The organism is Delftia sp. 60 (assembly GCF_002754395.1).
GTDB lineage: Bacteria > Pseudomonadota > Gammaproteobacteria > Burkholderiales > Burkholderiaceae_C > Comamonas > Comamonas acidovorans.
In genome coordinates this window covers 5,938,385-5,960,854 of sequence record NZ_PEFD01000001.1, presented here as the reverse complement: position 1 = coordinate 5,960,854, position 22,470 = coordinate 5,938,385, and the positions used below count along the sequence as shown (strand labels likewise).

The window sequence follows — 22,470 nt, the reverse complement described above, 5'->3', positions numbered from 1 at the left end:
GGCCATGGCCTCCGACCACGCCCTGCAGGCCGGCCGGCTCTGGGACCTGTGGTGCGCCCTGGCGCTGCGCCATGTCGCCCTGGGCGGTGCCTGCGCCTGCGGGGCGGGCGGCATCAGCCTGCGGCTGGAGGACTTCGAGCTGGACATCGTGGACTACCTGCAGGACGGGGGCGAGCGCTGCGAGCAGCCCGAGGTGGCGGCCTGGTTCCGTGCCCGGCCCGCACCCGGGCAGGGCGCGCAGCCGCTGCGCGGCCTGCTCGATGCGCTGGGCTCGGACGAGGTGCCGCAGGCCGTGGCGCAGTGGGCGCTGGCGCGGCTGGAGCGCACGCTGCGCTCGTTTGCCGAGGTGCATGGTGGGGTGGCGTCATGAGCGGGCATTTCTCCAGCCTGCTGGCCCTGCCCGAAGCGGCGGGCCAGCGCATTCCGGTCACCGTGCTCACGGGCTTTCTGGGCAGCGGCAAGACCACGCTGCTCAACCGGCTGCTGGCGCTGCCGGACCTGCACGGGACGGCCGTCATCGTCAACGAGTTCGGTGCGGTCGGCATCGACCAGGACCTGACCAGCCTGGCCTGCGAGGACACGGTGCTGCTGGCCAATGGCTGCCTGTGCTGCAGCGTGCGCGGCGATCTGGTGGAGGCGCTGGAGCGCCTGGCCCTGCGCGAACAGGGCGCGCCGCGCCGCGTGCTGATCGAAACCAGCGGCCTGGCGGACCCGGGGCCGATACTGCGCTCCTTCCTGGGCGAGCCCGCCGTGCGGGCGCGCTATGCGCTGGCCGGCGTGGCCTGCACGGTCGATGCCGTGCTGGGCAGCGCCACGCTGGCAGGCTATCCCGAAGCCGTGCGGCAACTGGCTGTGGCTGACCTGGTGCTGCTGACCAAGACAGACTTGCTGGGCGGCGCACAGCCCGCTGCGCAACTGCTGGCCCAGGTGCAGGCCATCAACGGCGAGGCGCCGCAAGGCATGGACCCCGCCCACCATGTGGCGCTGCTGCAGCGGCTGATGTCGGAAGGCGCGACGGGGCAGCAGGACGCCGCTGCGGGCATGCTCCAGGCGCCCGGCTACCGGGCCATGGCTCCGGTGACAGCTCCGGTGACTGCGCCGGCAGGCGCGCACCGCGACGGCATCTCGTCCTTTGTGCTGCAGCGCGACGAGCCCCTGCCCGCGCAGGCGTTCGGCGAATGGATGGACTGGGTCACGGCCATGCGCGGCGATGACCTGCTGCGCGTCAAAGGCATCGTGCACCTGCAGGAGCATCCGGACCAGCCCCTGGTCATCCATGGCGTGCAGCACCTGTTCGCCCCGCCGCAGACGCTGCCCCGCTGGCCGGGTGCCGACCGGCGCACGCGCATCGTCTTCATCACGCGGGGACTGGATGCCCAGGCCCTGGACGACACGCTGAGCGTGCTCGTGCGCAGGCACAGGCGGCGCGCGCCGAATCAGGACCCGGGCTGAGCCACGCAACGGCCGGCCCATTTTCAAAAGAAACAGGAGACAAAGCATGAAAACTCTGACACGGCTGAAGGGGCCGGTGCTGGGCGCCTTACTTGGTGCGCTGGCTGCCTTGCCCATCGCCAGCATGGCCTCGTCCAGTGCGTCCGCCGCCTTTCCCGAGCCGGGCAAGATGGTCAAGGTCATCGTCCCCTTCGTGGCGGGCGGCGGCGTGGACAGCGCGGCGCGCCTGTTCGCCGAGCAGTTGCGCAAGCAGCTGGGCACGACGGTCATCGTCGAGAACCGCGTGGGCGGCAGTGGCGTGGTGGGCGGCCGCGCGGTGCTGGCGGCTGCCCCCGATGGCTACACCCTGCTGTTCTCGGCCGCCACGCATGTGCTGGCCAAGCAGGTGCTGGCCCATCCGCCCTATGACCCGCAGACCGACTTTGTCCCCGTGGCGCGCGTGGGCGAGGCGCCGCTGATGCTGGTGATATCCCCGCAGCTGCCCCACAGCAAGCTGGGCGAGGTGCTGGCCGCAGGCGCCAAGAGCACGTGGACGGCGGCCATTCCCGCCGTGGGCGCACCCAGCCACCTGGCCACGCTGCTGCTGGCCCAGCAGGGCCGCATGCGCCTCGAGTACGTGCCCTACAAGGGCACGCAACCCGCGCTGGTGGATGTGGGCGGCGGCCATGTGGACCTGCTGCTCGACTCCATGGTCTCCGTGCTGCCCCTGGCCAAGGCCGGCAAGGTGCGGCCGATTGCCATCACCTCCGGCAAGCGCAGCCCGCTGGCGCCCGAGGTGCCCACCATGCAGGAAAGTGGCCTGCCCCGGTTTGCCTACACGTCCTGGTACGGACTGTGGGCGCCCAAGGACACGCCTGCCGACCGGGTGCAGCGGCTGAACCAGGCCTCCAACGCGGCGGTGGCCGAGCTGGCCAGGTCCGGCGCCTTCGCGAGCCTGGGCATCGACACGGTTTCGGAGAGCACCGAGCAGTTCAAGCGCTTCATCGCCGCCGATGTGGCGCAGAGCGCCGCGCTGCTCAAGGGCGCGGGCTTCAAGCCTGAGTAGCCGGGCAGACCCCGGCAAACATCCGAGAAAAAGCAAAGAAAAAAATCACAAGGAGACAACATGCAGGTATTCATACGCCATGCCCTGGCCGCCTCGCTGGGGCTGGCCGCCGCGCATGCGGGCGCGCAGTCCTCGGTATCGATCTCGGGCACCGTCGATGTGAGCGTCAGGCAGGTGCGCAACCAGGGCCTGGGAACGGTCACCTCGCAGGCCAGCGGCGCCAACTCCACCAGCAAGCTGGTATTGCGGGGGCAGGAGGACCTGGGCGACGGCCTGAGCGCGGGCTTCTACCTGGACGGCAGCCTGCTGGCCGACACCGGCGCCATGGGCGCCAGCGGCCCGTTCTGGGACCGGCGCTCCACGGTCAGCCTGGCCTCGCGCCAATGGGGCGAGCTGCGGCTGGGGCGGGACTGGGTGCCCACGCACCTGGTGTGGAGCGGCTTCGATCCGTTTGCCACGCTGGGCATCGGCAGCGCCAATGGCTTTCGCTCGTTCACGGCTTCCCGCGCGCTGGGCCAGGCCTTCGGCACGGCGCCGGAGTCGCAGGCTGCCAATCCCACGCTGCGCGTGAGCAATGCGGTGGAGTATTTCCTGCCGGCCGGCCTGGGCGGGCTACAGGGCGTGTCGGGCAGCCTGATCGCCACCTTGGGCGAGAAGGGCGCCACGGCGGCAGGCCAGACGCGCGGCAACGGCTTTCGGCTGGGTTGGGCGGGCGCGGGCTGGAACGTGGCGGGCGCGCAGTTCACCACGCGCAACACTCTGAGCGGCATCCATTTCAAGGACCAGAGCTACGGCGTCTCCTACGACTTCGGCTGGCTCAAGGCCAGCCTGGCCCAGCGCCGCTGGGTCCATGGCGTGGACCGCACGGTCAACACCCTGGTGGGCATGAGCGTTCCCGTGGGCAGCGGCGTGGTCAAGCTCAGCTATGTCAAGGCCGACCAGACGGGCGCAACGGCGGCGCAAAGCGCCAGCGATGCCGACCTGTGGGCGCTGGGCTATGTGCACTCGCTGTCGCGGCGCACGGCGCTGTACGCGCATGCGGCCCGCATGTCCAACCGCAATGGTGCGGCCTTCGCCATTGCCGGGGGTGCGGCAGTCAGCGGCAATCCGGCCGCGGCCAATTACTTTGGTGGGCGCGCCTCCACGGCCTTCGAGCTGGGCATCCGGCACGACTTCTGACGGGCAGCGTGGGCTGCGTGCGCGCTGGTTCGTGGTCATTGCTGCACCCCATGCAGCAGTGAACTGCACGTCGGCCTATTGCTGCCGTCAATCGCTTCTTCTACGCTGCACCCATTTCACGGAGCAGCGAGATGAATCCATTGATCAAGGTCCGCATGGACGCCGCAGGCACCCCCGACGCCATGCGCCTGGAGCCGGTCGAGGTGCAGGCGCCCGGCCCCGGCCAGGTCTGGCTGGAGCAGACGGCCATCGGCGTGAACCCGCTGGACGTGAGCCAGCGCAAGGGCGCTGTCGCCATCGCCTTTCCCTCGGGCCTGGGGCTGGAGGGCGCGGGCAGGGTGGCCGCCGTGGGCGAGGGCGTGACGAATGTGGCCGTGGGCGAGCGCGTGGGCTACGCCACGGGGCCGCTGGGCGCCTATGCCAGCGCCCGCCTGTATCCGGCCGAGCGCCTGGTGAAGCTGCCCGATGCGCTGCCTGACGACGCGGCGGCGGCCGTGCTGTTCAAGGGCATCACGGCGCAGTACCTGCTCAAGACCACCCATGCCGTGGGCCCCGGCAGCCGCATCGTGATCTATGGCGCCGCCGGTGCGCTGGGCCAGTTGATGTGCGCCTGGGCCAGGCACCTGGGCGCGCTGGTGATCGGCGTGGTGTCCAAGGCGGCCAGCGTGGAGCGCGCGCGGGCGGCCGGCTGCGACGAGGTCTTCGTGTTCGATGCGGCCACGCTGCCGGGCCAGGTGCTGCAGGCCACCGGGGGCCTGAAGGCCGACGTGGTCTACGACCCCATCGGCCGCACGACGCTGGGCGCCTCGCTGGACTGCCTGCGCCCGCGCGGCCTGCTGGTGTCCTTCGGCGCGACCTCCGGCCTGCCCGATCCCATCTCGGTGGCCACGCTCAATGCCAAGGGCTCGCTGTTCCTCACGCGCCCCTCGCTGGCCGCGCACACGGCCACGGCGGCCGAGTACCAGGAGCGCGCACGGGATGTGCTGGCCGCCGTGGCGGCCGGCATCATCGTGCCCGGCGTCTGGCGCCGGTATGCGCTGGCGGAGGTGGCGCAGGCGCATGGCGATCTGGAGCAGGGACGCTCCCAAGGTGCGATCATCCTGACCCCATGAACCTTCTGGACAGCCAGCACGCCGATGAACTGGCGGCCCTGGTGGCGCTGCATGAACAAGGCTCCTTCGCTGCGGCGGGGCGGGCCTTGCTGCGCCATCCGTCCGTGCTGTCCAAACGCCTGAACGCGCTGGAGACCCGGCTGGGCGTGCGGCTGGTGGAGCGCAGCACACGCCATCTGCACCTGACCGACGAGGGCCTGCGCCTGGTGGACAAGGTGCGCCAGGCGGCCGGCCTGATTGCCGATGCCCAGAAGGAGGCCGCCCAGGGCGCCTCGCAGGCCCGGGGCCGGCTGCGGCTGTCGCTGCCGGCAGCGATGGGGCGGCGCTGGCTCAGCCCGCTGCTGGCCGAGTTTGCGCTGGCCCATCCGCAGATCGTGCTGGAGGTGGAGTATGCGGACCGCTTCGTGGACATCGTGGGCGAGCGCTTCGACGCGGCGGTGCGCATAGGCCGGCTGGCGGACAGCCGTCTCGTGGCGCTGCGGCTGGGCGGGCACCAGCGCATTCTGGGCGCCGCGCCCGCCTATCTGCAGGCCCACGGCGCGCCGGTGCACCCCGAGGACCTGGCGGCGCACCGCTGCCTGGGCTTCACGGGGCTGCAATCGTTTCCGCAATGGGAGCTGGTGCACGGTGGCGCATCGGGCGATGTGCCTCAGGGCCAGGCCCGGCACACCGTGCTGGTGCGCGGGCCCATGGTCAGCAATGACAGCGAGGCCCTGCTCACGGCCGCCGTCATGGGGGTGGGCATTCTGGCCGGCGGCGACTGGCTGATGAGCGAGCACATGGCCGCAGGCCGGCTGGTGCGGGTGCTGCCGCAATGGCGCCTGGATGGCGCCTCGGGCATCTACTTCGTGCGGCCCTCGGCGGCGTTCAGCAGCGCGGCTATGACGGCGCTGCGCGACTGCCTGGTGCGGTGGTTTGCCACGCGCAGCCCCTGGCGCACGGGGCATGACACACTGGCGCCGCCCCAACCCCTGCCGCCGCCCTTTTCCGCATCCGCTCCATGACCCAAAAACCCTCGCCGCCCGCCATGGCGGCCGCCTTGCTTCCCTGGCTGTTCGTGCTGCTGTGGAGCACGGGCTTCATCGGCGCCAAGTTCGGCCTGCCCTATGTGGAGCCGCTGACCTTTCTGACGCTGCGCTATGCCATCGTCCTGGTGCTGATGGCGGCGGTGGCCCTGGTGCTGCGCGCGCCCTGGCCGCGGTCGGCACGCCAGTGGCTGCACATTGGCGTGTCAGGGCTGTTCGTGCATGGCGTGTACCTGGCCGGCGTGTTCACGGCCATCGCCCACGGCCTGCCTTCGGGCGTGACGGCCCTGGTGGTGGGGCTGCAGCCGCTGATCACGGCCCTGGTGGCCGGCACCTTGCTGGGCGAGTCCGTGCGGCCCCGGCAGTGGGCCGGGCTGGCGCTGGGCTTCACGGGCGTGGCCCTGGTGGTGGCGGGCAAGATCGCCTCGGTGCCGGTCCATGCCCTGCTGGCCATGCTGGTGCCGGCCGTGGTGGCGCTGGCCGGCATCACGGCCGGCACGCTGTACCAGAAGCGGTTCTGCCCATCGTTTGATCTGCGCACGGGCTCGGTCATCCAGTACCTGCCCTGCCTGGTGGCGACGGGGGCGCTGGCCCTGGCCACGGAAACCATGCAGGTGCGCTGGAGCGGCGAGTTCCTGTTCGCGCTGGGCTGGCTGGTGCTGGTGCTGTCCGTGGGCGCGGTCAGCCTGCTCAACCTGCTGATACGCCGCGGCGGCGCCGTGCACGTGGCCAGCCTGTTCTACCTGACGCCGCCGGCCACGGCCCTGATCGCCTGGGCCATGTTCGGCGAGACGCTGGGCGGCCTGGCGCTGGCGGGCATGGCCTTGACGGCAGCCGGCGTGTGGCTGGCGCGCCAGGGGCGCTAGCTTGCCCCGCAAGCCGCGGGCAGGGCATGCGCAAAGGCGGGATACTGCGGCACTGTCAGCCCACGAATACCGGATTTCCGCACCATGCCCATCAATGAACTGCGCGCCATCGCCACCTTTGCCAAGGCGGTCGAGCTGGGCAGCCTGCGCCAGGCGGCGCTGTCCCAGGGCGTGAGCCCCCAGGCCGCCAGCCAGGCGGTGGCCCATCTGGAGCAGCACCTGGGCGTGCGCCTGCTGCACCGGACCACGCGCAGCCTGGCGCTGACCGAGGAGGGCCAGCGTTTCCTGCAGGACACCCAGCCGGCGCTGGCCGCGCTGGACCGCGCACTGAACCTGGCACGCGACAGCCGCGAGGGCATTGCGGGGCCGTTGCGCATCGTGGGCCCCAAGTCCTGCTTTGCGCCCGTGCTGATGCCGCTGCTCGATGAGTTCTGCCGCCTGCACCCGGGCATCGTCCCCGATGTGCGGCTGGACGACGGCATAGGCAACTGGGTGCTGGACCGGGTCGATGCGGGGTTTCGCATCGGCGCCTCGCCCGATGAAAGCGTGATCGGGCGGCGGCTGTTTCCCGTGCAGCTCATCGTCTGCGCGGCGCCGCAGTACCTGCAGCGCCATGGCGTGCCCCGGTCGCTGGACGAGCTGGCCGCGCACCGCTGCAGCATGTTCCGCCATGCGGCCACGGACACGGTGATGCCCTGGTACCTGCCGGTCGATGGCGAGCTTACGCACCGCTACCTGCAGCCGGCCCTGTCCACCAACGATGCCGAGCTGGAGCTGCATGCCGTGCTGGCCGGCCAGGTGATGGGCCAGCTGTCCAACATCTGCGCGGCCGCGCACATCCGCGCGGGGCGCCTGGTGCCCGTGCTGCTGGCGCATGTCAGCGAGCACATCGGCCTGCATGTCTACTACGGCAGCCGCGACGCGCTGCCCCGGCGCGTGCGTGCCTTCATCGACCTGGCCGTGCAGCGGCTGCAGGACTGCCCGGACTATCTGCTGACCATGGAAGAACTGGAAAGGGCGGCGGCCGCAGGTGCCGCCGCCCTTTCCGGGGGCTGACCGGGATCAGGTCAGCTCGATCACGCCAGATCGAACGGCAGCTTGCGCACGGGCTTGCCCGTGAGCTGCGCCACGGCGTTGGCGAAGGCCGGGGCCAGCGGCGGCAGGCCGGGCTCGCCCATGCCCGTCGGCGGCTCGGCGCTGGGCACGACGTGGACGGCGATCTCGGGCATGTCGGTGATGCGCGGCACGGCGAAGTCGCCGAAGTTGCTCTGCTCCACCACACCGTCCTTGAGCGTGATCGCCGCGCCGGGCAGGCACATGGACAGGCCCATCAGCGCCGCGCCCTGCACCTGCGCCTCGATGGTGCGCGGGTTCACGGCCAGGTTGCAGTGCACGCCGGCCGTGGCCTTGTGCAGCACCGGGCGGCCGTCCTTGACCGAGGCCTCCACCACATAGGCCACCACCGTGTCGAAGGACTCGTGCACGGCCACGCCCCAGGCACGGCCCGCGCGCAGCTGGCGCTTGCCGTAGCCGCTCTTGTCCACGGCCAGCTGCAGGGCCAGGCGATGGCGCGGGTGCTTGTCACCGAACATCTGCATGCGGTAGGCCACGGGGTCCTGGCGGCTGCTGCGCGCGATCTCGTCGATCAGCGTTTCCATGACGAAGGCCGTGTGGGTCGATCCCACGCTGCGCCACCACAGCACGGGCACGTTGACCTTGGGGTGGTGCACGGTCAGGCGCATGGGCAGCGGATAGGGCTCGCGCATGCCCTCCACGGCCGTGGCGTCGATGCCGTTCTTGATCATGCCGCCCTCGAACATGGTGCCCGCCGTGATGGACTGGCCCACGATGGCGTGGTCCCAGGCCAGCACCTTGCCGCGTTCGTCGAAGCCGATCCTGGCGCGGTGCAGGTGCATGGGGCGGTAGTAGCCGCCCTTGATGTCGTCCTCGCGGCTCCAGACCATGCGCACGGGAGCGTTCAGGCCGGCGCGGCGCGCGGCCAGCGCCACCTGGCAGGCCTCGACCACATAGTCGCTGGTGCCCACGCCCCGGCGGCCAAAGCCGCCGCCGGCCATCTGCACGTGCACGCGCACCTGCTCGGGCTTGAGGCCAAGCACGCGCGCGGCGGCCATGCCGTCCACGCCCGCGAACTGCGTGCCCAGGTAGAGGTCGGCTCCAGCCTCGCCGGTCTCGCCCATCTGCACCGTGCAGTTGAGCGGCTCCATGGGCGCATGGGCCAGGTAGGGGAAGCTGAACTCGGCCTCGATATGGCGCGGCGCCTTGTCCAGCGCCGAGATGTCGGCGTCGAAGTGGCGTGCGCCGGGCTGCGCGGCCAGCTCGCGGTACTGGGCCAGCTGGCGTTCGCTGTCCACCTTCTCCACGGCGTCGGTGTTCCATTGCGCCTTCAGCGCCTCGCGGCCCTTGCGCGCTGGCCAGTAGCCGGTGGCGATCACGGCCACGCCTTCGCCGCCACCGTCCACGGGCACGCGCAGCACGGCCTTGACGCCGGGCACGGCACGCGCCGCAGCGTCGTCCAGCGAGGCCAACTGCGCCTTAAACACGGGCGGGTGTGCAATCACCGCCGTCAGCTGGCCCGGCAGGTGCATGTCGATGCCGAAGCTTTGCTGGCCGCTGCTCTTGGCCCGGGCGTCGATGCGGCCCGTGGGCTTGCCGATCAGCCGGAAGTCCTTGGGATTCTTCAGCACGACGGTGGCCGGCACGGGCTGGGCCATGGCGGCCTGGGCCAACTCGCCATACGACAGCTTCTTGCCATTGGGGCCGAGCACGAAGCCCTCGCGCGTGCGCAGCGTGGCGGCGTCCACCTTCCACTGCGCGGCGGCGGCTGCCACCAGCATGGCGCGCGCACGGGCGCCCAGCTCGCGGTACTGGGTGTAGCTGTGCTTGAGGGCGGTGGAGCCGCCCGTCATCTGGATGCCGTAGCGCGGATCGGCATAGGCCGCGTCGTTGCCGCCCAGGCGTGCGCGGACCTTGCTCCAGTCGGCGTCCAGCTCCTCGGCCAGCACCAGGGGCAGGGCGGTGTGCACGCCCTGGCCGAACTCCAGGCGGTTGATGGCCACGGTGACTTCGCCATTGGGCGAGATCTCCACGAAGGAGGCGGGCTGCTCGGTGGGCTTGAGGCCGGCGGCCTCGCCCTTGCCCGGCGCCTGCGCCATGGCGGGAAACACGCCCAGGGCCAGCGAACCGGCACCGGCGATCTTGAGGAAGCTGCGGCGGGGGATCTGTGCAAGGGTGGGCGCGTCGGCGATGGCGGCAGCGGCCTCGTCACGGTCCAGGATGTGCTGCAGGGCGCGCGGCAGTTCGGCGGGGTTGAAGGTGGTCAGCATGCGGCGTTCTCCGTTCAGCCCAGGGTGCGCGCGGCATCGGCCACGGCCGTGCGGATGCGTGCATAGGTTCCACAGCGGCAGATGTTGCCGGCCATGGCCGCGTCTATCTCCTCGCCGCTGGGCTTCTTGCCCTTGGGCAGCGACTTGAGGAAGGCCGTGGCGCTCATGATCTGCCCGCTCTGGCAGTAGCCGCACTGGGCCACGTCGTGGCGCACCCAGGCATCGCGCACAGCGGTGCCCACGCGGTCGGAGCCCGAGGTCATGGCCTCGATGGTGGTGATCTTCTGGCCCGCGGCCGCCGAGATCGGCGTCACGCAGGAACGTATGGCCTGGCCATTCATGTGCACCGTGCAGGCGCCGCACAGCGCCGCGCCGCAGCCGAACTTGGTGCCGGTCATCTCCAGCGTGTCGCGCAGGGCCCACAGAATGGGCGTCTCGGGGTCCAGGTCCATGGAAACGGTCTTGCCGTTGATGGTGAGATCGGTCATCGCAGTCTCTCCTTGTTGTGGGTCAGTCAGGCAGGGGTGGGGTCCCCGCAGTAGTGTCGTGCGCAGCGGCGGCCCATGGAAGCCGGGCGCCGTCGAGGCGCGAATATAGAAAGAGGCCTTGCTTGCAACTAGTCCTGATTTGATTGATGCATTGGCAAGTGCAAGTTGCGAATGGGGCGGAGCGGTTGAGTCTCTGGAGTGTTTGGTACTGACGATGTATATACTTTGTTGGTATCTTCACAGGAGTCAATCATGCCCAAGGAAGCCGTTTTCACCATGAAACTGGAAGCCGAGCTGCGCGAAGACTTCATGGCCGAAGCCGCAGGCGAGGACCGGCCCGCATCCCAGGTCATGCGGGAGTTGATGCGCGACTACATTGAGCAGCGCCGCAAGGCGCGCGAATATGACGCTTATCTGCAGCGCAAGGTCGAGGCGGGACGCGCCTCCATGCGCGCTGGACTTGGCCGCTCGAATGAGGAAGTCGAGGCCGAGTTCGCTGCCCGGCGCCGTCAGGTTGCGGCAGACCGTGCGTGAAAGTCATCTGGACGCCGCAGGCGCAGCAGGATCGCGCCGATATCTGGGACTACATCGCAGCTGACAATCCTCGCGCAGCCTTGCGCATGGACCTGCTTTTCAGCGACGCAGCGGCCCGGTTGGCCGCGTATCCCAAGATGGGCAAAGCGGGCAGGATTGCCGGCACGCGCGAGCTGATCCCCCATGAAAGCTATCGCCTTGTCTATGAGATCGATGGCACGACGGTCTGGGTGCTGGCCCTGGTGCACACCGCGCGCCAGTGGCCGCCGTTGGAGGATTGACGAGGCGGTGCAAGGTCTTGGCCGTTGACCGTATGATTTGAGAATAATTCTCATTCATAGATTTGCAACGTGTTCCAGTGGAATTCCAGATTCGACAACCAGCTGTGCCTGGCGGCCGGCTGCCGCATGACGCAGGAGCCTGTGGAGGTCCGCGCGCCGGTGTTCCAGGGCCTGCAGATCATCGTGGCCCTCAACAGCAAGGTGCAGGCCGGGGTCAACGGCCGTCTGATGGAGGTGTCCGATGCCGGGGTCTACCTGGTGCTGGCCACGGGCCTGCATGAGGGACTGGACCGCTATGAATCCCACAGCCTTCAGCGCTATGTGCGCATAGGCTTTGACGCCGAGGCGGCGGAGCGCCAGGGCTTCGGGCTCGATCTCATCGCGCGCAGCGGCCACCACTGCTTCAACGACAACGATCTGCTGGTATTGCGCCAGGGGCTGTCGGCCACGGCGCGTGCGCTGGCCACACAGATTCTGGTCTGCCCCTATCAGGGGCCCATGCGTGATCTGTTCCTCAATGCAAAGAGCCTGGAACTGTCGGCTGCCGTGCTCCAGCAGTGCCTGCCGGCGGCGGGCGCGCAGGGGGCTGGCGCCGAGCTGTCACGCGCCGATGTGGAGCGGCTTTGGCATGCGCGCGAGGTGGCCACGGCGCACGCTCGCAGTCCCCTGTCGCTGGCCGAGCTGGCCCGCGAGGCCGGCATCAACGAGCGCAAGCTCACGGCCGGCTTTCGCCAGCTGTTCGGCATGAGCGTGTTCGAGCACCTGCAGCAGCACAGGCTGGAGCAGGCCTACGGCCTGCTGACTTCGGGCGGCTGCTCGGTCACGCAGGTGGCGCTGGAAGTGGGCTACAGCATTGCGCATTTCTCGACGGCCTTTCGCAAGCGCTTCGGCATCGCGCCCAGCGAGTTGCTGCGCTGAGCCATCTCCGGCGAGCGAAAGCCAAACTCCGGCCAGCGAAAGCGGCGAGCCTTGCTCTTGCCTACAGTCGAATGCAATTGATTTTCATTTGCTTCGAGAGGGTTGAATGTCGCTGCCAGATTCTGCGGACCGGGATGCCGGCCCGCCCCGTTTTTCCATCACATCGATCGCGCTGGCCGTCTGCGTCCTGGGCCAGTGCGCCCTGGCCCGGGCGGCCGAGGAAAGGCTGCCCGAGGTGCAGGTCACGGGCCAGGCGGTCAAGGACCGGCCCACCGAGCTGACGGGTGGCTACGCGGCCCCGGGCGTCTCGGTGGGAACCAAGCTGCCTGCCACGCTCAGGGAGACGCCGCATTCGGTCTCCGTCATCACGCGCCAGCAGATCGAGGACCAGAACCTGCACACGCTGGACGAGATCATGGCGCAGACCCCCGGCGTGACCGTGGACCTGTCGGGCACGGGCGTCATTCCTGCCTTTTATGCGCGCGGCTATCCCATCGAGTACTTCCAGTACGACGGCCTTCCCGTGCAGACAGGCGGCGCTTCCTGGAGCCAGCCTGACATGGTGATGTTCGACCATGTGGAGACGCTGCGTGGCGCTGCGGGCCTGTTCAATGGCGCGGGCCAGCCCGGCGGCGTGATCAATCTGGTGCGCAAGCGCCCCACGGGCGACCGGCGCTTCACGGGCTCGCTGGGCCTGGGCTCCTGGAATGCGGCCCGTGCCGAGATCGACTACAGCACCCCGCTGAACGCCGATGGGTCGGTGCGTGCCCGGCTGGCGGCCGCGCACGACCAGCGCGACTCCCATGTGCGCTATGCCAGCAGCCGGCGCGATTCGCTGTACGGCATCGTCGAGGCCGACCTGGGATCGGCCACCACCGTCTCCTTGGGCGCCGGCCACCAGACGCGCGACTGGGTGCCGCCCATGATGGGCGTGCCGCGCTACGCCGACGGCGGCGACCTGGGGCTGGCACGCAGCACCTTCCTGAGCACGCCCTGGACGCACTGGGACTTCGAGGCCACCCAGGTCTTCGCCGACCTCAGCCATTCCATCAATGCCGACTGGCAGCTCAAGCTGGCGGCGGTCTCCGACCGCGAGTCCAGCGCGCTCAAGTACGCCTATGTCTCGGGCGCGGTGGACCGCGCCACGGGCCTGGGTCCCCGCCTGATGGGCGGCGCCAATGACTACGACAACGAACAGCTGTCGCTGGACGCCATGCTCAGCGGGGCCTGGCAGGCCTGGGGCCGGCGCCACGAGGTGGTGCTGGGCGCCAACTGGTACGACCGCGACGCGCGCTCGCAAGGTGGCAGCCTCCCGGGCTTTGGCGGCATTCCCGTCAATGTGTTCGACTTCGACCCGGCCGCCTACGCCGATCCGGGCGCCGTGCAGTGGACATCGGACTCGCGATCGCGCACGCGCCAGTACGGCATCTATGGCGCCGCGCGGCTGAAGCTGGCCGATCCCCTGACGCTACTGCTGGGCGGTCGCTGGAGCTGGTGGCGCACCGACTCCGTCAACCAGCGCACGGGCGCGCAGACGGCGGACTACCGGCAGGACGGCCGCTTCACGCCCTACGCGGGCCTGGTCTTCGATCTGGACTCCCGCTGGTCGCTCTACACCAGCTATGCCGACATCTTCCGCGTGCAGAGCAACTATCGGGGCGAGGATGGCGGCGGACTGCCGCCCGTGGTCGGCGCCAACTACGAGGCCGGCATCAAGGGCTCGCTCAACGATGGCCGGCTGCAGGTGGCGCTGGCGGCCTTCCGCATCGTGGAGAGCAACCGCGCCGTGGCCGTGTCGCCCGTCATCGTGGACAGCTGCTGCTACGCCGCGCAGGGCAAGGTGCAGAGCCAGGGCTTCGACGCCGAGCTGGCGGGACAGATAGCCCCGGGCTGGCAGGCCATGGCCGGCTACACCTACAACACCAGCGAATACAAGCGCGATCCCAGCTATCAGGGCCAGTCCTTCAGGACCTTCAGTCCCCGGCATCTGCTGCGGCTGTGGACCACATACCGGCTGCCGGGCGCGCTCAACGCCTGGGATGTGGGCGGCGGCATCAACGTCCAAAGCGGCACCTACAGCGAGGGCGGCAAGCCCCTTGTTCGAGCCACCCAGGGCGGCTACGCCACGGCCAGCCTGCGCGTGGGCTACCGCATCAGCCCGCAGTGGAGTGCGGCGCTGAACGTCAGCAACCTGTTCGACCGCAGCTACTACACGCGCCTGGGCAGCGGTGGATTCGGGCCGGCCAACTTCGGCAATGTCTATGGCGAGCCACGCAATGTGCAGGTGAGCTTGCGCGGCCGGTTTTGACCCCCTGAGCCGCTTTGCGGCATTCCCCTGAGGGGCGGCAGCCTCGCTGCGGGGCGTTGCGGCCGGCTCAGGCCCTTGCTTGCTGTCCCAGGCTTTGGGGCGCGCCGGTTGCATTGGGTATGCCGGCAACGACTGAGAGAAGAAAACATATGCAAATACAGACAGGAATGCGGCGCGGGTTGCGCGCTGCGGTGGCGGCGCTGGCGCTTTGGAGTGGGCTGGCCCAGGCCTTGACCGTGACGGACATGGCGGGGCGCAGCGTGCAGGTGCCGGACCGCGTGCAGCGCGTGCTGTTGGGCGAGGGGCGCATGGTCTACACCATGGCCCTGCTGGAAGGCCGGCAGGCGGTGGAGCGCGTGGCGGGTTGGCAGGGGATTTCCGCCTGCTCGATACCCAGGGCTATGCGGCTTTCTCCAAGGCCTTTCCTGCCATGGAGAAACTGCCGCTGGTAGGCGGCGCCACGCCCGAAAGTTTCAACGTGGAACAGGCCCTGGCCGTGCGTCCCGACGTGGCCTTCATGGCCGTCTCGGGCGGTCACGGGCCCGCGCCCGACAGCGAGGCCGTGCGCCAGCTGCAGGCGGCGGGCGTGCCTGTGGTCTTTGTGGATTTCAGCCAGCATCCGCTGACCCATACCGTGCCCAGCCTGCGCCTGATGGGCCAGGTGCTGGGCCGCCAGCAGCGCGCCGAGGACTTCATCGCCTTCTACGAACAGCGCATCGAGCGCGTGCGCCAGCGAGTCGCGGCGGCGCGCAGGAAGGACGGGTTCCAGCGGCCCGCCATCTTCATCGACATGCTGGCCGGTCTGCGCGACTGCTGTGGCTCGCCGGGCAAGGGCAATTTCGGGGAAATGGTGGAGCTGGCCGGTGGCGACAACATCGGCGCCGGCCGCATTCCCGGTCCCATCGGTACGCTGAACCTCGAATATGTGCTGTCGCGCGATCCTGCCGTCTATGTGGCCACGGGCGTCTTCGCCAGCGGCCAGGGCGGCGTGACGCTGGGCTACCAGGCCACGCCTGCCCAGGCGCAGGCCAGCCTGGCTACGGTGGCGCAGCGTGCCCAAACGCGCGAGCTGTCCGCCGTCCGAAAGGGGCGCGTGCACGGCCTGTGGCACATCTTCTACGACTCGCCGGAGCATGTGATTGCCGTCGAGGCGCTGGCCAAGTGGCTGCATCCCGAACTCTTTGCCGACATCGACCCGCTGCGCACGCGGCGTGAGCTGTACGAGCGCTTCATGCCGATTCCGATGACCGGCGTGCTGCTGACCGACCTGCCTTCCGGGGCCGGCCGATGAGCGCGGCCATGGAGGCCAGTGCCGTGGCGGCAGAGACGGGCGCTGCGGCGGCCGGTGCCGCGCAGCGCTACCGCCGCCGCCATGCCCGCCACGGGCTGGTGCTGGCGCTGCTGGCCCTGGCGCTGCTGGCCAGCCTGGCACTGGACGTGGCCACCGGCCCGTCGGGCATGGGGCTGGCACGGCTGTGGCAGGTGCTGGGCGATCCGGGCAGCGTGTCGCGCGTGGAGGCCGTCATCGTCTGGAACGTGCGCCTGCCCTATGCGCTGATGGCCGTGCTGGTGGGTGCGGCGCTGGCGCTGGCTGGCGCGGAGATGCAGACCGTGCTGGCCAATGCGCTGGCCAGCCCGTTCACGCTGGGCGTGTCGGCGGCCGCCGCCTTTGGCGCGGCCCTGGCCATCGTGCTGGGACTGGGCGTGCCGGGCGTGCCGGCGCAGTACGTGGTGTCTCTCAACGCCTTCCTCTTCGCGCTGCTGTCGGTGGGCCTGCTGTACGGGCTGGCCATGTGGCGCGGATTTGGCGTGCAAAGCCTGGTGCTGTTCGGCATCGCCCTGGTGTTCAGCTTCAACGCCCTGGTGGCACTGCTGCAGTTCGTGGCCGACCAGAACACCTTGCAGCAGCTGGTCTTCTGGACCCTGGGCAGCCTGGCACGCGCCTCCTGGGACCGGATTGCCGTCATGGCCGCCGTGCTGGCGCTGTGCCTGCCCTGGTCCTGGAGCCAGAGCTGGTCGCTGACCGCGCTCACGCTGGGCGAGGACCGCGCGCGCAGCCTGGGCGTGCCGGTCACGGCGCTGAGAGGCTGGGCGCTGCTGCGCATCAGCCTGCTGTCGGGCGTGGCCGTCTCCTTCGTGGGCACCATAGGATTCGTGGGGCTGATCGCACCGCACATCGCGCGCATGCTGGTGGGCGACGACCACCGCGTGCTGCTGCCGGCCTCGGCGCTGGCGGGGGCACTGATCCTGTCCATGGCCTCGGTGGCCAGCAAGACGCTGATCGAGGGCGTGCTGGTGCCCGTGGGCATCGTGACCTCGCTGGTGGGCATTCCCTTTTTCATGGCCATCGTTGCCCGCACGGGCCGGCAGGAGCGCTGAGCATGCCATTCCGCGACGCGCTGCATGTCAGCGATGTGCACATGGGCTATGGCGCAGCTCCCGTGCTGCGCGGTGCCACTCTGGGGCCCTTGGCTGCGGGTTCGGTCAACGCGCTGGTGGGGCCCAATGGCGCAGGCAAATCCACGCTGCTGCGCGGCATTGCAGGCTTGCAGCGCATGCGCGGCGAGGTGCGCCTGGGCACGGTGCTGCTGTCTTCCCAGCCGCCGTTGCAGCGCGCGCGCCAGGTGGTCTATGTGCCGCAAAGCCTGCCCGAACGCTCGCGACTGGCGGTGTTCGAGTCCGTGCTCAGCGCGGCCATGGCCGGCGAGCCCGCACAGGCGGCCCGTGGCTGGCCGTTGGCCGGCACGCATGAGGCCGAGACCGCCGTGGAGCAGGTGCTGCAGCGCCTGGAGCTGACGGCCCTGGCCGACCGGCCGCTGGCTGCGCTGTCGGGTGGCCAGCGCCAGATGGTGGGTCTGGCCCAGGCCCTGGTGCGCCGTCCGCGCCTGCTGCTGCTCGACGAGCCGACCAGCGCCCTGGACCTCTACCACCAGCACCGCGTGCTGGACGTGGTGACCGAGATCGCACACGAGCGGCAACTGGTGGTGCTGGCCGTGCTGCACGACATCAACCTGGCCATGGGCTGGGCAGACCGGATCATGGTGCTGGACCAGGGCCGCGTGGTGCGTGCCGGCAGCCCCGTCGAGGTGGTGGACAGCGCCCTGCTGCACGAGGTCTACCGCGTGCAGGCTGTCGTGGAAACGGTCAACGGCCGGCGTCTGGTCGCCGTGAGGCACGCGCTGGGCGGCCGTGGGCAGGAGCCGTCATGAGCACCTCGCTGGAACGTTGGATGGTGTCGCGCTCGCGCGCGCAGCTGGCGGCCACGGTGGCCTGCGGGCTGCTGGCCCAGGCCATGCTGGTGGTGCACGCGCTGTGCCTTGCTCGACTGCTGGCCCAGGCCATGGAGGGGGCGTCGCTGCATCCCTGGCTGGCGATCGGTCTGGCGGCCCTGGTGCTGCGCGGCGTCCTGGTGTGGCTGGAAGAGTGGTGGGCGCAGCAGGTGGGCATGCGCACGCGCGCCGTGCTGCGCGAACGCCTGCTGGCCCGGTTGATGCGCCTGGGGCCGGCCTGGGCTGCGGCCCGCCCCACGGGCGAGCTGCAGGCCACGCTGGTTGCGGCTGTCGATGCCGTGCAGGTCCATGCCAGCCGCCATGTTCCCAGCCTGCTGGGAGCCGTGCTCGGCTGCGCGCTGGCGCTGGGCGCCCTGGCCTGGGTGGATGCAGGCTGCGCGCTGCTGCTGGCCGTGTTCGTGCTGGGCCAGCCGCTGCTGGACCGGCTGTGGCTGCGCCGGCACATGCCCGGGGCCAGCGGCGTCATGGCGGCCCTGGCTGCCTTTGGGGCGCAGCTGCTGGACAGCCTGCGCGGCATGGAGACCCTTTGGGCCTTTGGCGCCTCGGCGCGTTGGCGCATGCGTCTGGCCGAACAGGCCGCCCGCCTGCGTGCCGAGTCCATGCACACGCTGCGCGCCACCTTGCTGCGCACCGGCCTGACGCGGTTCGTTGGCCTGGCCGGCATGGCCAGTGTCCTGGGGTGGGGCAGCTGGCAACTGGGCCAGGGCCGGCTGGATGCGGCATCGCTGCTGGCCGTGCTGCTGCTGTCGCGTGAGGCCTTCAGGCCGCTGGAGCGGCTGGAGAAAGCCTTTCATGCGGCTTGGGCCGCGCGCGACGGCCTGCATGCCATCGACGCGCTGCTGCACGCGCCGCTGCCCGTGCCTGAGCCGCAGCGGCCCGGACCTGCTCCTGCAGACGGCCGCATCTCGATGAGCGGGGTGTGCTTTGCCCATGACCAGGGGCAGGAACCGGGGCGGCCCGAGGTGCTGCACGGACTGGACCTGGATATCGCCGATGGTGAATGGGTGGCGCTGGTGGGGCCTTCGGGCGTCGGCAAGTCCACGCTGCTGTCGCTGCTGTGGCGCGCCGCCGATCCCCGGCGCGGCATGGTCTGCCTGGGCGGCCGGGACCTGCGGGAGCTGAGCCTGGCGCAGTTGCGCTCCAGGGTCGCCCTGGTCGCCCAGGACACGCTGCTGTTCAGCGGCAGCCTGGAGGACAACCTGCGCATGGCCAGCCCCCAGGCCTGCCTCCGTGACATCAAGGCTGTCCTGCGTGATGTGCAACTGGCCGATCTGGTGGACAGCCTGCCCCAAGGCCTGCAGACCGAGGTGGGCGAATTCGGCGCGCACCTGTCGGGCGGGCAGCGCCAGCGGTTGGCCCTGGCGCGTGCCTTGCTCAGGCGTGCGCCCGTGCTGTTGCTGGACGAGCCCACCTCCAGCGCAGATCCACGCACGGAGCAGGCCTTGCTGCAGGTGTTGCGGCCATTGCGGGGCCGCCGCACTCTCGTCATGGCCGCGCACCGCCTGGAGACGGCGCGCGAGGCGGACCGCATCGTGGTATTGGAAAACGGCCGGGTGGCCGAACAGGGCACGCACGATGATCTGCTGCGCCGCGGCGGCCGCTATGCACGGCTCTGGGCGGCGTCGCAGGCCAAAAGGACGACGGAGGTGGCCGCATGATCCGCGATGAACCCCGCAGCTGGGCCGGCCTGCTGGCGCCGGTGGCGTCGCACAAGCGCCTGCTGGCAGCGGCGTTGCTGGCCGCCGCGCTGGCGCAGGCTACCGTGGTCGGCGCCTGGGTGCTGGCTGCCTGGATTGCCGGACAGGCCGCCATGGGCGCGCCGTGGACTGCGCTGCAACCGGCACTGGGCGCATTGGCCTTGACGGCGCTGGTGGCCGCGCTCAGCCAATGGTGGCAGACCCATGCCTCCCATGCGCTGGCGTTTGCGTTGATAGAAACACTGCAGCTGGGCATCTACGACGGGCTGGAGCGGGGCGCAGGCAATGCGGCCGGCCCGCAGCGCAGCGGCGACATCGCCGCCACGGCCACGGCCGATGCCGAGCTGATGGAGCACTTCTACGCCCACATGCTGGGCGAGCTGTCGGGCGCCCTGTGCGTGCCGCTGGCCGCGCTGGGCCTGCTGGCCTGGCTGCATCCGCTGCTCGCCCTGGCCTGGCTGCCCTTCGTTGCCTTGCCGGTGCTGGTGTCCTGGTGGCTGGCCGGCAAGGCGCAGCGGCAGGCCAGGGCGCTGGCAGCGGCGCAGGGCGAACTCAATGCCGATGTGGTGGAAGGCCTGCGCGGGCTGCGTGAACTGGCGCTGCTGGAGGCCGGCCCGCGCTGGCTGGCACGCATGCGTGCCAAGGCTGCGGCGCTGTCCCCGCAGGTGCGCAGGCATGCGTCGCTTGCTGCGGGCCAACTGGCCACCGCGGACCCGTTGCCGGCCGTGTCGGCCCTGGCCATGGCTGCCGTGGCCGCCTGGCTGCTGGACCAGGGGCACATCGATGCCGCTTGGCTGCCGGCCGTGGTGGTACTGGCCGGCATGGCGCTGGCGCCGCTGGCCGAAGTGGCGCAGGCCGCGCGCAGGCTGGGCGATGTGAAGGCTGGTGCCGACCGCATCGTGCAACTGCTGCGCCAGCCCCGGCGCATTGCGGACAGCGGAACCCGTGAGGCGCCGGCCACGGCGTCGCTGGACTTCTGCGGTGTGCATTGGCAGCGTGGCGGCGTACCCGTGCTGCGCGGACTGGACCTGTCCCTGCGGCCTGGCGAAATGGTGGCCCTGGCCGGCGCGTCCGGCGCCGGCAAAAGCAGCTGCGTGCAGCTGTTGCAACGCCTGGGTGAGCCCGAAGCCGGCAGCCTGCGCATGGGCGGCATGGACATTCGTGAATTGCCGCTGGCCGTGCTGCGGCAGCAACTTGCCGTGGTCCGCCAGGAGGTGCATTTGTTCGACATCTCCATCGCCGACAACATCCGCCTGGGCCGGCCTGACGCCAGCGATGACGAGGTACAGCAGGCCGCCATGCTGGCGCAGGCCCATGGCTTCATCAGCGGGCTGCCGCAAGGCCATGCCACGCGCTGTGGCGAACAAGGCATGGGCCTGTCGGGGGGCCAGCGCCAGCGCATCGCCCTGGCGCGCGCGCTGCTGACCGGTGCCCCCGTGCTGGTGCTGGACGAGGCTTCCTCCCATCTCGACAGCGAAAGCGAGCAAGCCCTGCTGCGTGCGCTGGACGCCTTGCGCGAGCACCGTACCGTGCTGCTCATCGCCCACCGGCCCGCCATGCTGGCCCGCGCCGACCGCGTGGCTCTGCTGGAGGGCGGCCGCATCGTGGAGCAGGGCACCCACCGGGAGTTGCTCGCGCGCCAGGGCGCCTATGCCAGCTTGATGGCGGCGGATGCCTGATCCCTCAGTGCACAAACCCACCCTTGATGAACCGCACGGGTTCGGCATCCATGCGAGCGATCAGGGCCCCGAGGCCGTCGGATGAGCCGTCGGGTGAGCCATCGGACGGGCCATCGGACGGGCCGGCGGTTGCCGCAGCGGCCGTCGTCGCCTCGACCGTCGTCCTCGCGGGCGTGTCCGTGCGGCAGACCAGGTCGTCCTCCGACCAGCCCTGGGCGCCCGGACGCGATAGCGCGCGCAGCCAGCCGCTGCGGTCGCCCAGCCATTGCATGCCCTGCAGCTGCTCCGAGCCGCTGAGCAGGGCCATGGCCTGCCAGGCGCGCGGGTCGTTGACGGTGCAGTCCAGTGCGCTGGCGGCGCGGTTGCCGCCATCGGGCGACAGCTGCAGGCTGACCAGGCGCGGGTCTTCCTGCACCGGGCCGTTGCCTGCCACCACCCTCAGCCGCTGCTGGCGGCTTTGCCAGGTGCTCAGGCGGCGTGCGGGCTGGCCTGCGCACTGCACGGCCATGTCGGGAAGTCCCACGGGATAGGGCCAGTTGCCGGCGATCTGCAGCATCTGGCCTGCGGCGCGGGCCTTCATGAAGTCGATCAAGGCCCAGGCGTCGTCGCTGGACAGCCGGTCGGCCTGGCCGTGTGCCCGTGCGCCGTCGCCAGACTCCACGGGGCGGCGGTCATGAAGAATGGCCCAGAGCAATTCCCCATCGGCGCGGCGCCACAGCAGCGGGCTGGTGAAGTTGGGGGGCCAGACCGGCTGGCTGGCGGCCAGCGGGCCGTGGCCCCGGCCATCGGCACCGTGGCAGGCCGTGCAGTGCTGGGCATAGACGGCGCCGCCGCGCGCAATGCTCTCCACGCTGAAGCCCGTGGGCGAGGCATGGAAGCTGGTGGCATGCGCGGGCACCAGGATCAGGTCGGCACGCGGCCAGGGGGCCAGCAGCAGGGCGAGCGCGGCCAGCGCGGTCAGCACCAGGGCCGGCAGGCGGATGCGGCGCAGAACCAGGGCCAGCGCCAGGGCCAGGGCCAGCAAAACGATGGCGGTGGCCACGGCCGCCAGCGACCACAGCAGGCCCCGGGCCTGGCCCAGGTCGATCACCAGGTTTTCGCCGGACAGGCGCAGGGCCCAGGGCCAGGCGGGCTGCCCATCCACCGTGCCGGCCAGGCCCAGGCCGTGCAGCAGCTGCAGCAGGCCGACCTGGGCCTGCTGCATGGCGCCGATCAAGGGGTTGAGCCAGTCGGGGGAGTCGCTGCGTTGCAT

Annotated in this window: 21 protein-coding genes; 18 read left to right on the top strand and 3 right to left on the bottom strand. The window is 70.4% G+C overall.

What is annotated here, in order from left to right:
- The first annotated feature begins 4 nt into the window (after nt 1–4).
- The 8 genes from CLV01_RS26800 to CLV01_RS26765 all read left to right on the top strand — a co-directional run bounded on the left by CLV01_RS26800 (nt 5) and on the right by CLV01_RS26765 (nt 7,735).
- Nucleotides 5–370, top strand: coding sequence for a hypothetical protein (locus tag CLV01_RS26800; RefSeq protein ID WP_012207428.1), 366 nt, complete (start codon nt 5–7; stop codon nt 368–370).
- Nucleotides 367–1,452, top strand: coding sequence for a CobW family GTP-binding protein (locus tag CLV01_RS26795; protein WP_099732821.1), 1,086 nt, complete (start codon nt 367–369; stop codon nt 1,450–1,452). The genes CLV01_RS26800 and CLV01_RS26795 overlap by 4 nt, the downstream gene beginning before the upstream one ends.
- Nucleotides 1,453–1,498: 46 nt before the next feature.
- A complete protein-coding gene (locus tag CLV01_RS26790) occupies nt 1,499–2,497 on the top strand; it encodes a tripartite tricarboxylate transporter substrate binding protein (protein WP_063328316.1) in 999 nt (332 codons plus the stop codon).
- Between the two features lie 60 nt (nt 2,498–2,557).
- Nucleotides 2,558–3,676: a porin gene (locus CLV01_RS26785; protein WP_099732822.1), complete on the top strand. Its 1,119-nt coding sequence runs from the start codon at nt 2,558–2,560 to the stop codon at nt 3,674–3,676.
- A 131-nt stretch (nt 3,677–3,807) separates the two neighbouring features.
- Nucleotides 3,808–4,788 carry a quinone oxidoreductase family protein gene (locus tag CLV01_RS26780; RefSeq protein WP_013800704.1) on the top strand — a complete coding sequence of 327 codons (981 nt, stop codon included), beginning with the start codon at nt 3,808–3,810 and terminating at the stop codon, nt 4,786–4,788.
- A complete protein-coding gene (locus CLV01_RS26775; protein WP_099732823.1) occupies nt 4,785–5,792 on the top strand; it encodes a LysR family transcriptional regulator in 1,008 nt (335 codons plus the stop codon). Before CLV01_RS26780 ends, CLV01_RS26775 begins: the two co-directional genes overlap by 4 nt.
- Nucleotides 5,789–6,679: a DMT family transporter gene (locus CLV01_RS26770; protein ID WP_065345511.1), complete on the top strand. Its 891-nt coding sequence runs from the start codon at nt 5,789–5,791 to the stop codon at nt 6,677–6,679. The genes CLV01_RS26775 and CLV01_RS26770 overlap by 4 nt, the downstream gene beginning before the upstream one ends.
- Nucleotides 6,680–6,763: 84 nt before the next feature.
- On the top strand, nt 6,764–7,735 hold the full coding sequence (locus tag CLV01_RS26765; protein ID WP_099732824.1) for a LysR family transcriptional regulator: 972 nt from the start codon (nt 6,764–6,766) through the stop codon (nt 7,733–7,735).
- Nucleotides 7,736–7,755: 20 nt separating this feature from the next.
- On the opposite strand, the gene CLV01_RS26760 is transcribed toward CLV01_RS26765, so the two are convergent.
- Complete coding sequence (locus CLV01_RS26760; protein WP_099732825.1) at nt 7,756–10,023, bottom strand: xanthine dehydrogenase family protein molybdopterin-binding subunit; 2,268 nt, start codon at nt 10,021–10,023, stop codon at nt 7,756–7,758.
- A 14-nt stretch (nt 10,024–10,037) separates the two neighbouring features.
- Nucleotides 10,038–10,511: a (2Fe-2S)-binding protein gene (locus tag CLV01_RS26755; protein ID WP_012207419.1), complete on the bottom strand. Its 474-nt coding sequence runs from the start codon at nt 10,509–10,511 to the stop codon at nt 10,038–10,040.
- A 252-nt stretch (nt 10,512–10,763) separates the two neighbouring features.
- Here CLV01_RS26755 and CLV01_RS26750 point away from each other — a divergent pair, with 252 nt between their 5' ends.
- From CLV01_RS26750 to CLV01_RS26710, 10 genes are all read left to right on the top strand, one after another.
- Complete coding sequence (locus CLV01_RS26750; RefSeq protein ID WP_099732826.1) at nt 10,764–11,045, top strand: antitoxin of toxin-antitoxin stability system; 282 nt, start codon at nt 10,764–10,766, stop codon at nt 11,043–11,045.
- On the top strand, nt 11,042–11,326 hold the full coding sequence (locus tag CLV01_RS26745) for a type II toxin-antitoxin system RelE/ParE family toxin (RefSeq protein WP_043822145.1): 285 nt from the start codon (nt 11,042–11,044) through the stop codon (nt 11,324–11,326). The genes CLV01_RS26750 and CLV01_RS26745 overlap by 4 nt, the downstream gene beginning before the upstream one ends.
- Nucleotides 11,327–11,395: 69 nt before the next feature.
- On the top strand, nt 11,396–12,244 hold the full coding sequence (locus tag CLV01_RS26740; protein ID WP_071956799.1) for a helix-turn-helix transcriptional regulator: 849 nt from the start codon (nt 11,396–11,398) through the stop codon (nt 12,242–12,244).
- A 106-nt stretch (nt 12,245–12,350) separates the two neighbouring features.
- Nucleotides 12,351–14,552, top strand: coding sequence for a TonB-dependent siderophore receptor (locus CLV01_RS26735; protein WP_099732827.1), 2,202 nt, complete (start codon nt 12,351–12,353; stop codon nt 14,550–14,552).
- Nucleotides 14,553–14,701: 149 nt separating this feature from the next.
- Nucleotides 14,702–15,004 (top strand): hypothetical protein, encoded by a 303-nt coding sequence (locus CLV01_RS29345; RefSeq protein WP_218968201.1) that lies wholly within the window; start codon nt 14,702–14,704, stop codon nt 15,002–15,004.
- Nucleotides 14,983–15,843: an ABC transporter substrate-binding protein gene (locus CLV01_RS26730; protein WP_218968200.1), complete on the top strand. Its 861-nt coding sequence runs from the start codon at nt 14,983–14,985 to the stop codon at nt 15,841–15,843. Before CLV01_RS29345 ends, CLV01_RS26730 begins: the two co-directional genes overlap by 22 nt.
- The gene (locus CLV01_RS26725; protein WP_081816194.1) at nt 15,840–16,931 is read left to right on the top strand and encodes a FecCD family ABC transporter permease; all 1,092 of its coding nucleotides are present in this window, start codon (nt 15,840–15,842) and stop codon (nt 16,929–16,931) included. Before CLV01_RS26730 ends, CLV01_RS26725 begins: the two co-directional genes overlap by 4 nt.
- 2 nt (nt 16,932–16,933) lie before the next feature.
- Entirely contained in the window at nt 16,934–17,761 is an 828-nt protein-coding gene (locus CLV01_RS26720; protein ID WP_013800714.1) for an ABC transporter ATP-binding protein, read from the top strand.
- On the top strand, nt 17,758–19,500 hold the full coding sequence (locus CLV01_RS26715) for an ABC transporter ATP-binding protein (protein WP_099732829.1): 1,743 nt from the start codon (nt 17,758–17,760) through the stop codon (nt 19,498–19,500). The genes CLV01_RS26720 and CLV01_RS26715 overlap by 4 nt, the downstream gene beginning before the upstream one ends.
- A complete protein-coding gene (locus tag CLV01_RS26710; RefSeq protein WP_099732830.1) occupies nt 19,497–21,218 on the top strand; it encodes an ABC transporter ATP-binding protein in 1,722 nt (573 codons plus the stop codon). Before CLV01_RS26715 ends, CLV01_RS26710 begins: the two co-directional genes overlap by 4 nt.
- Nucleotides 21,219–21,222: 4 nt before the next feature.
- On the opposite strand, the gene CLV01_RS26705 is transcribed toward CLV01_RS26710, so the two are convergent.
- Entirely contained in the window at nt 21,223–22,470 is a 1,248-nt protein-coding gene (locus CLV01_RS26705) for a c-type cytochrome (protein WP_099732831.1), read from the bottom strand.

Coding starts and splice junctions, on each gene's coding strand:
- CLV01_RS26800 (WP_012207428.1), top strand. CDS start 5: ATGGCCTCCGACCACGCCCTGCAGGCCGGCCGGCTCTGGGACCTGTGG.
- CLV01_RS26795 (WP_099732821.1), top strand. CDS start 367: ATGAGCGGGCATTTCTCCAGCCTGCTGGCCCTGCCCGAAGCGGCGGGC.
- CLV01_RS26790 (WP_063328316.1), top strand. CDS start 1,499: ATGAAAACTCTGACACGGCTGAAGGGGCCGGTGCTGGGCGCCTTACTT.
- CLV01_RS26785 (WP_099732822.1), top strand. CDS start 2,558: ATGCAGGTATTCATACGCCATGCCCTGGCCGCCTCGCTGGGGCTGGCC.
- CLV01_RS26780 (WP_013800704.1), top strand. CDS start 3,808: ATGAATCCATTGATCAAGGTCCGCATGGACGCCGCAGGCACCCCCGAC.
- CLV01_RS26775 (WP_099732823.1), top strand. CDS start 4,785: ATGAACCTTCTGGACAGCCAGCACGCCGATGAACTGGCGGCCCTGGTG.
- CLV01_RS26770 (WP_065345511.1), top strand. CDS start 5,789: ATGACCCAAAAACCCTCGCCGCCCGCCATGGCGGCCGCCTTGCTTCCC.
- CLV01_RS26765 (WP_099732824.1), top strand. CDS start 6,764: ATGCCCATCAATGAACTGCGCGCCATCGCCACCTTTGCCAAGGCGGTC.
- CLV01_RS26760 (WP_099732825.1), bottom strand. CDS start 10,023: ATGCTGACCACCTTCAACCCCGCCGAACTGCCGCGCGCCCTGCAGCAC.
- CLV01_RS26755 (WP_012207419.1), bottom strand. CDS start 10,511: ATGACCGATCTCACCATCAACGGCAAGACCGTTTCCATGGACCTGGAC.
- CLV01_RS26750 (WP_099732826.1), top strand. CDS start 10,764: ATGCCCAAGGAAGCCGTTTTCACCATGAAACTGGAAGCCGAGCTGCGC.
- CLV01_RS26735 (WP_099732827.1), top strand. CDS start 12,351: ATGTCGCTGCCAGATTCTGCGGACCGGGATGCCGGCCCGCCCCGTTTT.
- CLV01_RS29345 (WP_218968201.1), top strand. CDS start 14,702: ATGCAAATACAGACAGGAATGCGGCGCGGGTTGCGCGCTGCGGTGGCG.
- CLV01_RS26730 (WP_218968200.1), top strand. CDS start 14,983: ATGGAGAAACTGCCGCTGGTAGGCGGCGCCACGCCCGAAAGTTTCAAC.
- CLV01_RS26725 (WP_081816194.1), top strand. CDS start 15,840: ATGAGCGCGGCCATGGAGGCCAGTGCCGTGGCGGCAGAGACGGGCGCT.
- CLV01_RS26720 (WP_013800714.1), top strand. CDS start 16,934: ATGCCATTCCGCGACGCGCTGCATGTCAGCGATGTGCACATGGGCTAT.
- CLV01_RS26715 (WP_099732829.1), top strand. CDS start 17,758: ATGAGCACCTCGCTGGAACGTTGGATGGTGTCGCGCTCGCGCGCGCAG.
- CLV01_RS26710 (WP_099732830.1), top strand. CDS start 19,497: ATGATCCGCGATGAACCCCGCAGCTGGGCCGGCCTGCTGGCGCCGGTG.
- CLV01_RS26705 (WP_099732831.1), bottom strand. CDS start 22,470: ATGCAACGCAGCGACTCCCCCGACTGGCTCAACCCCTTGATCGGCGCC.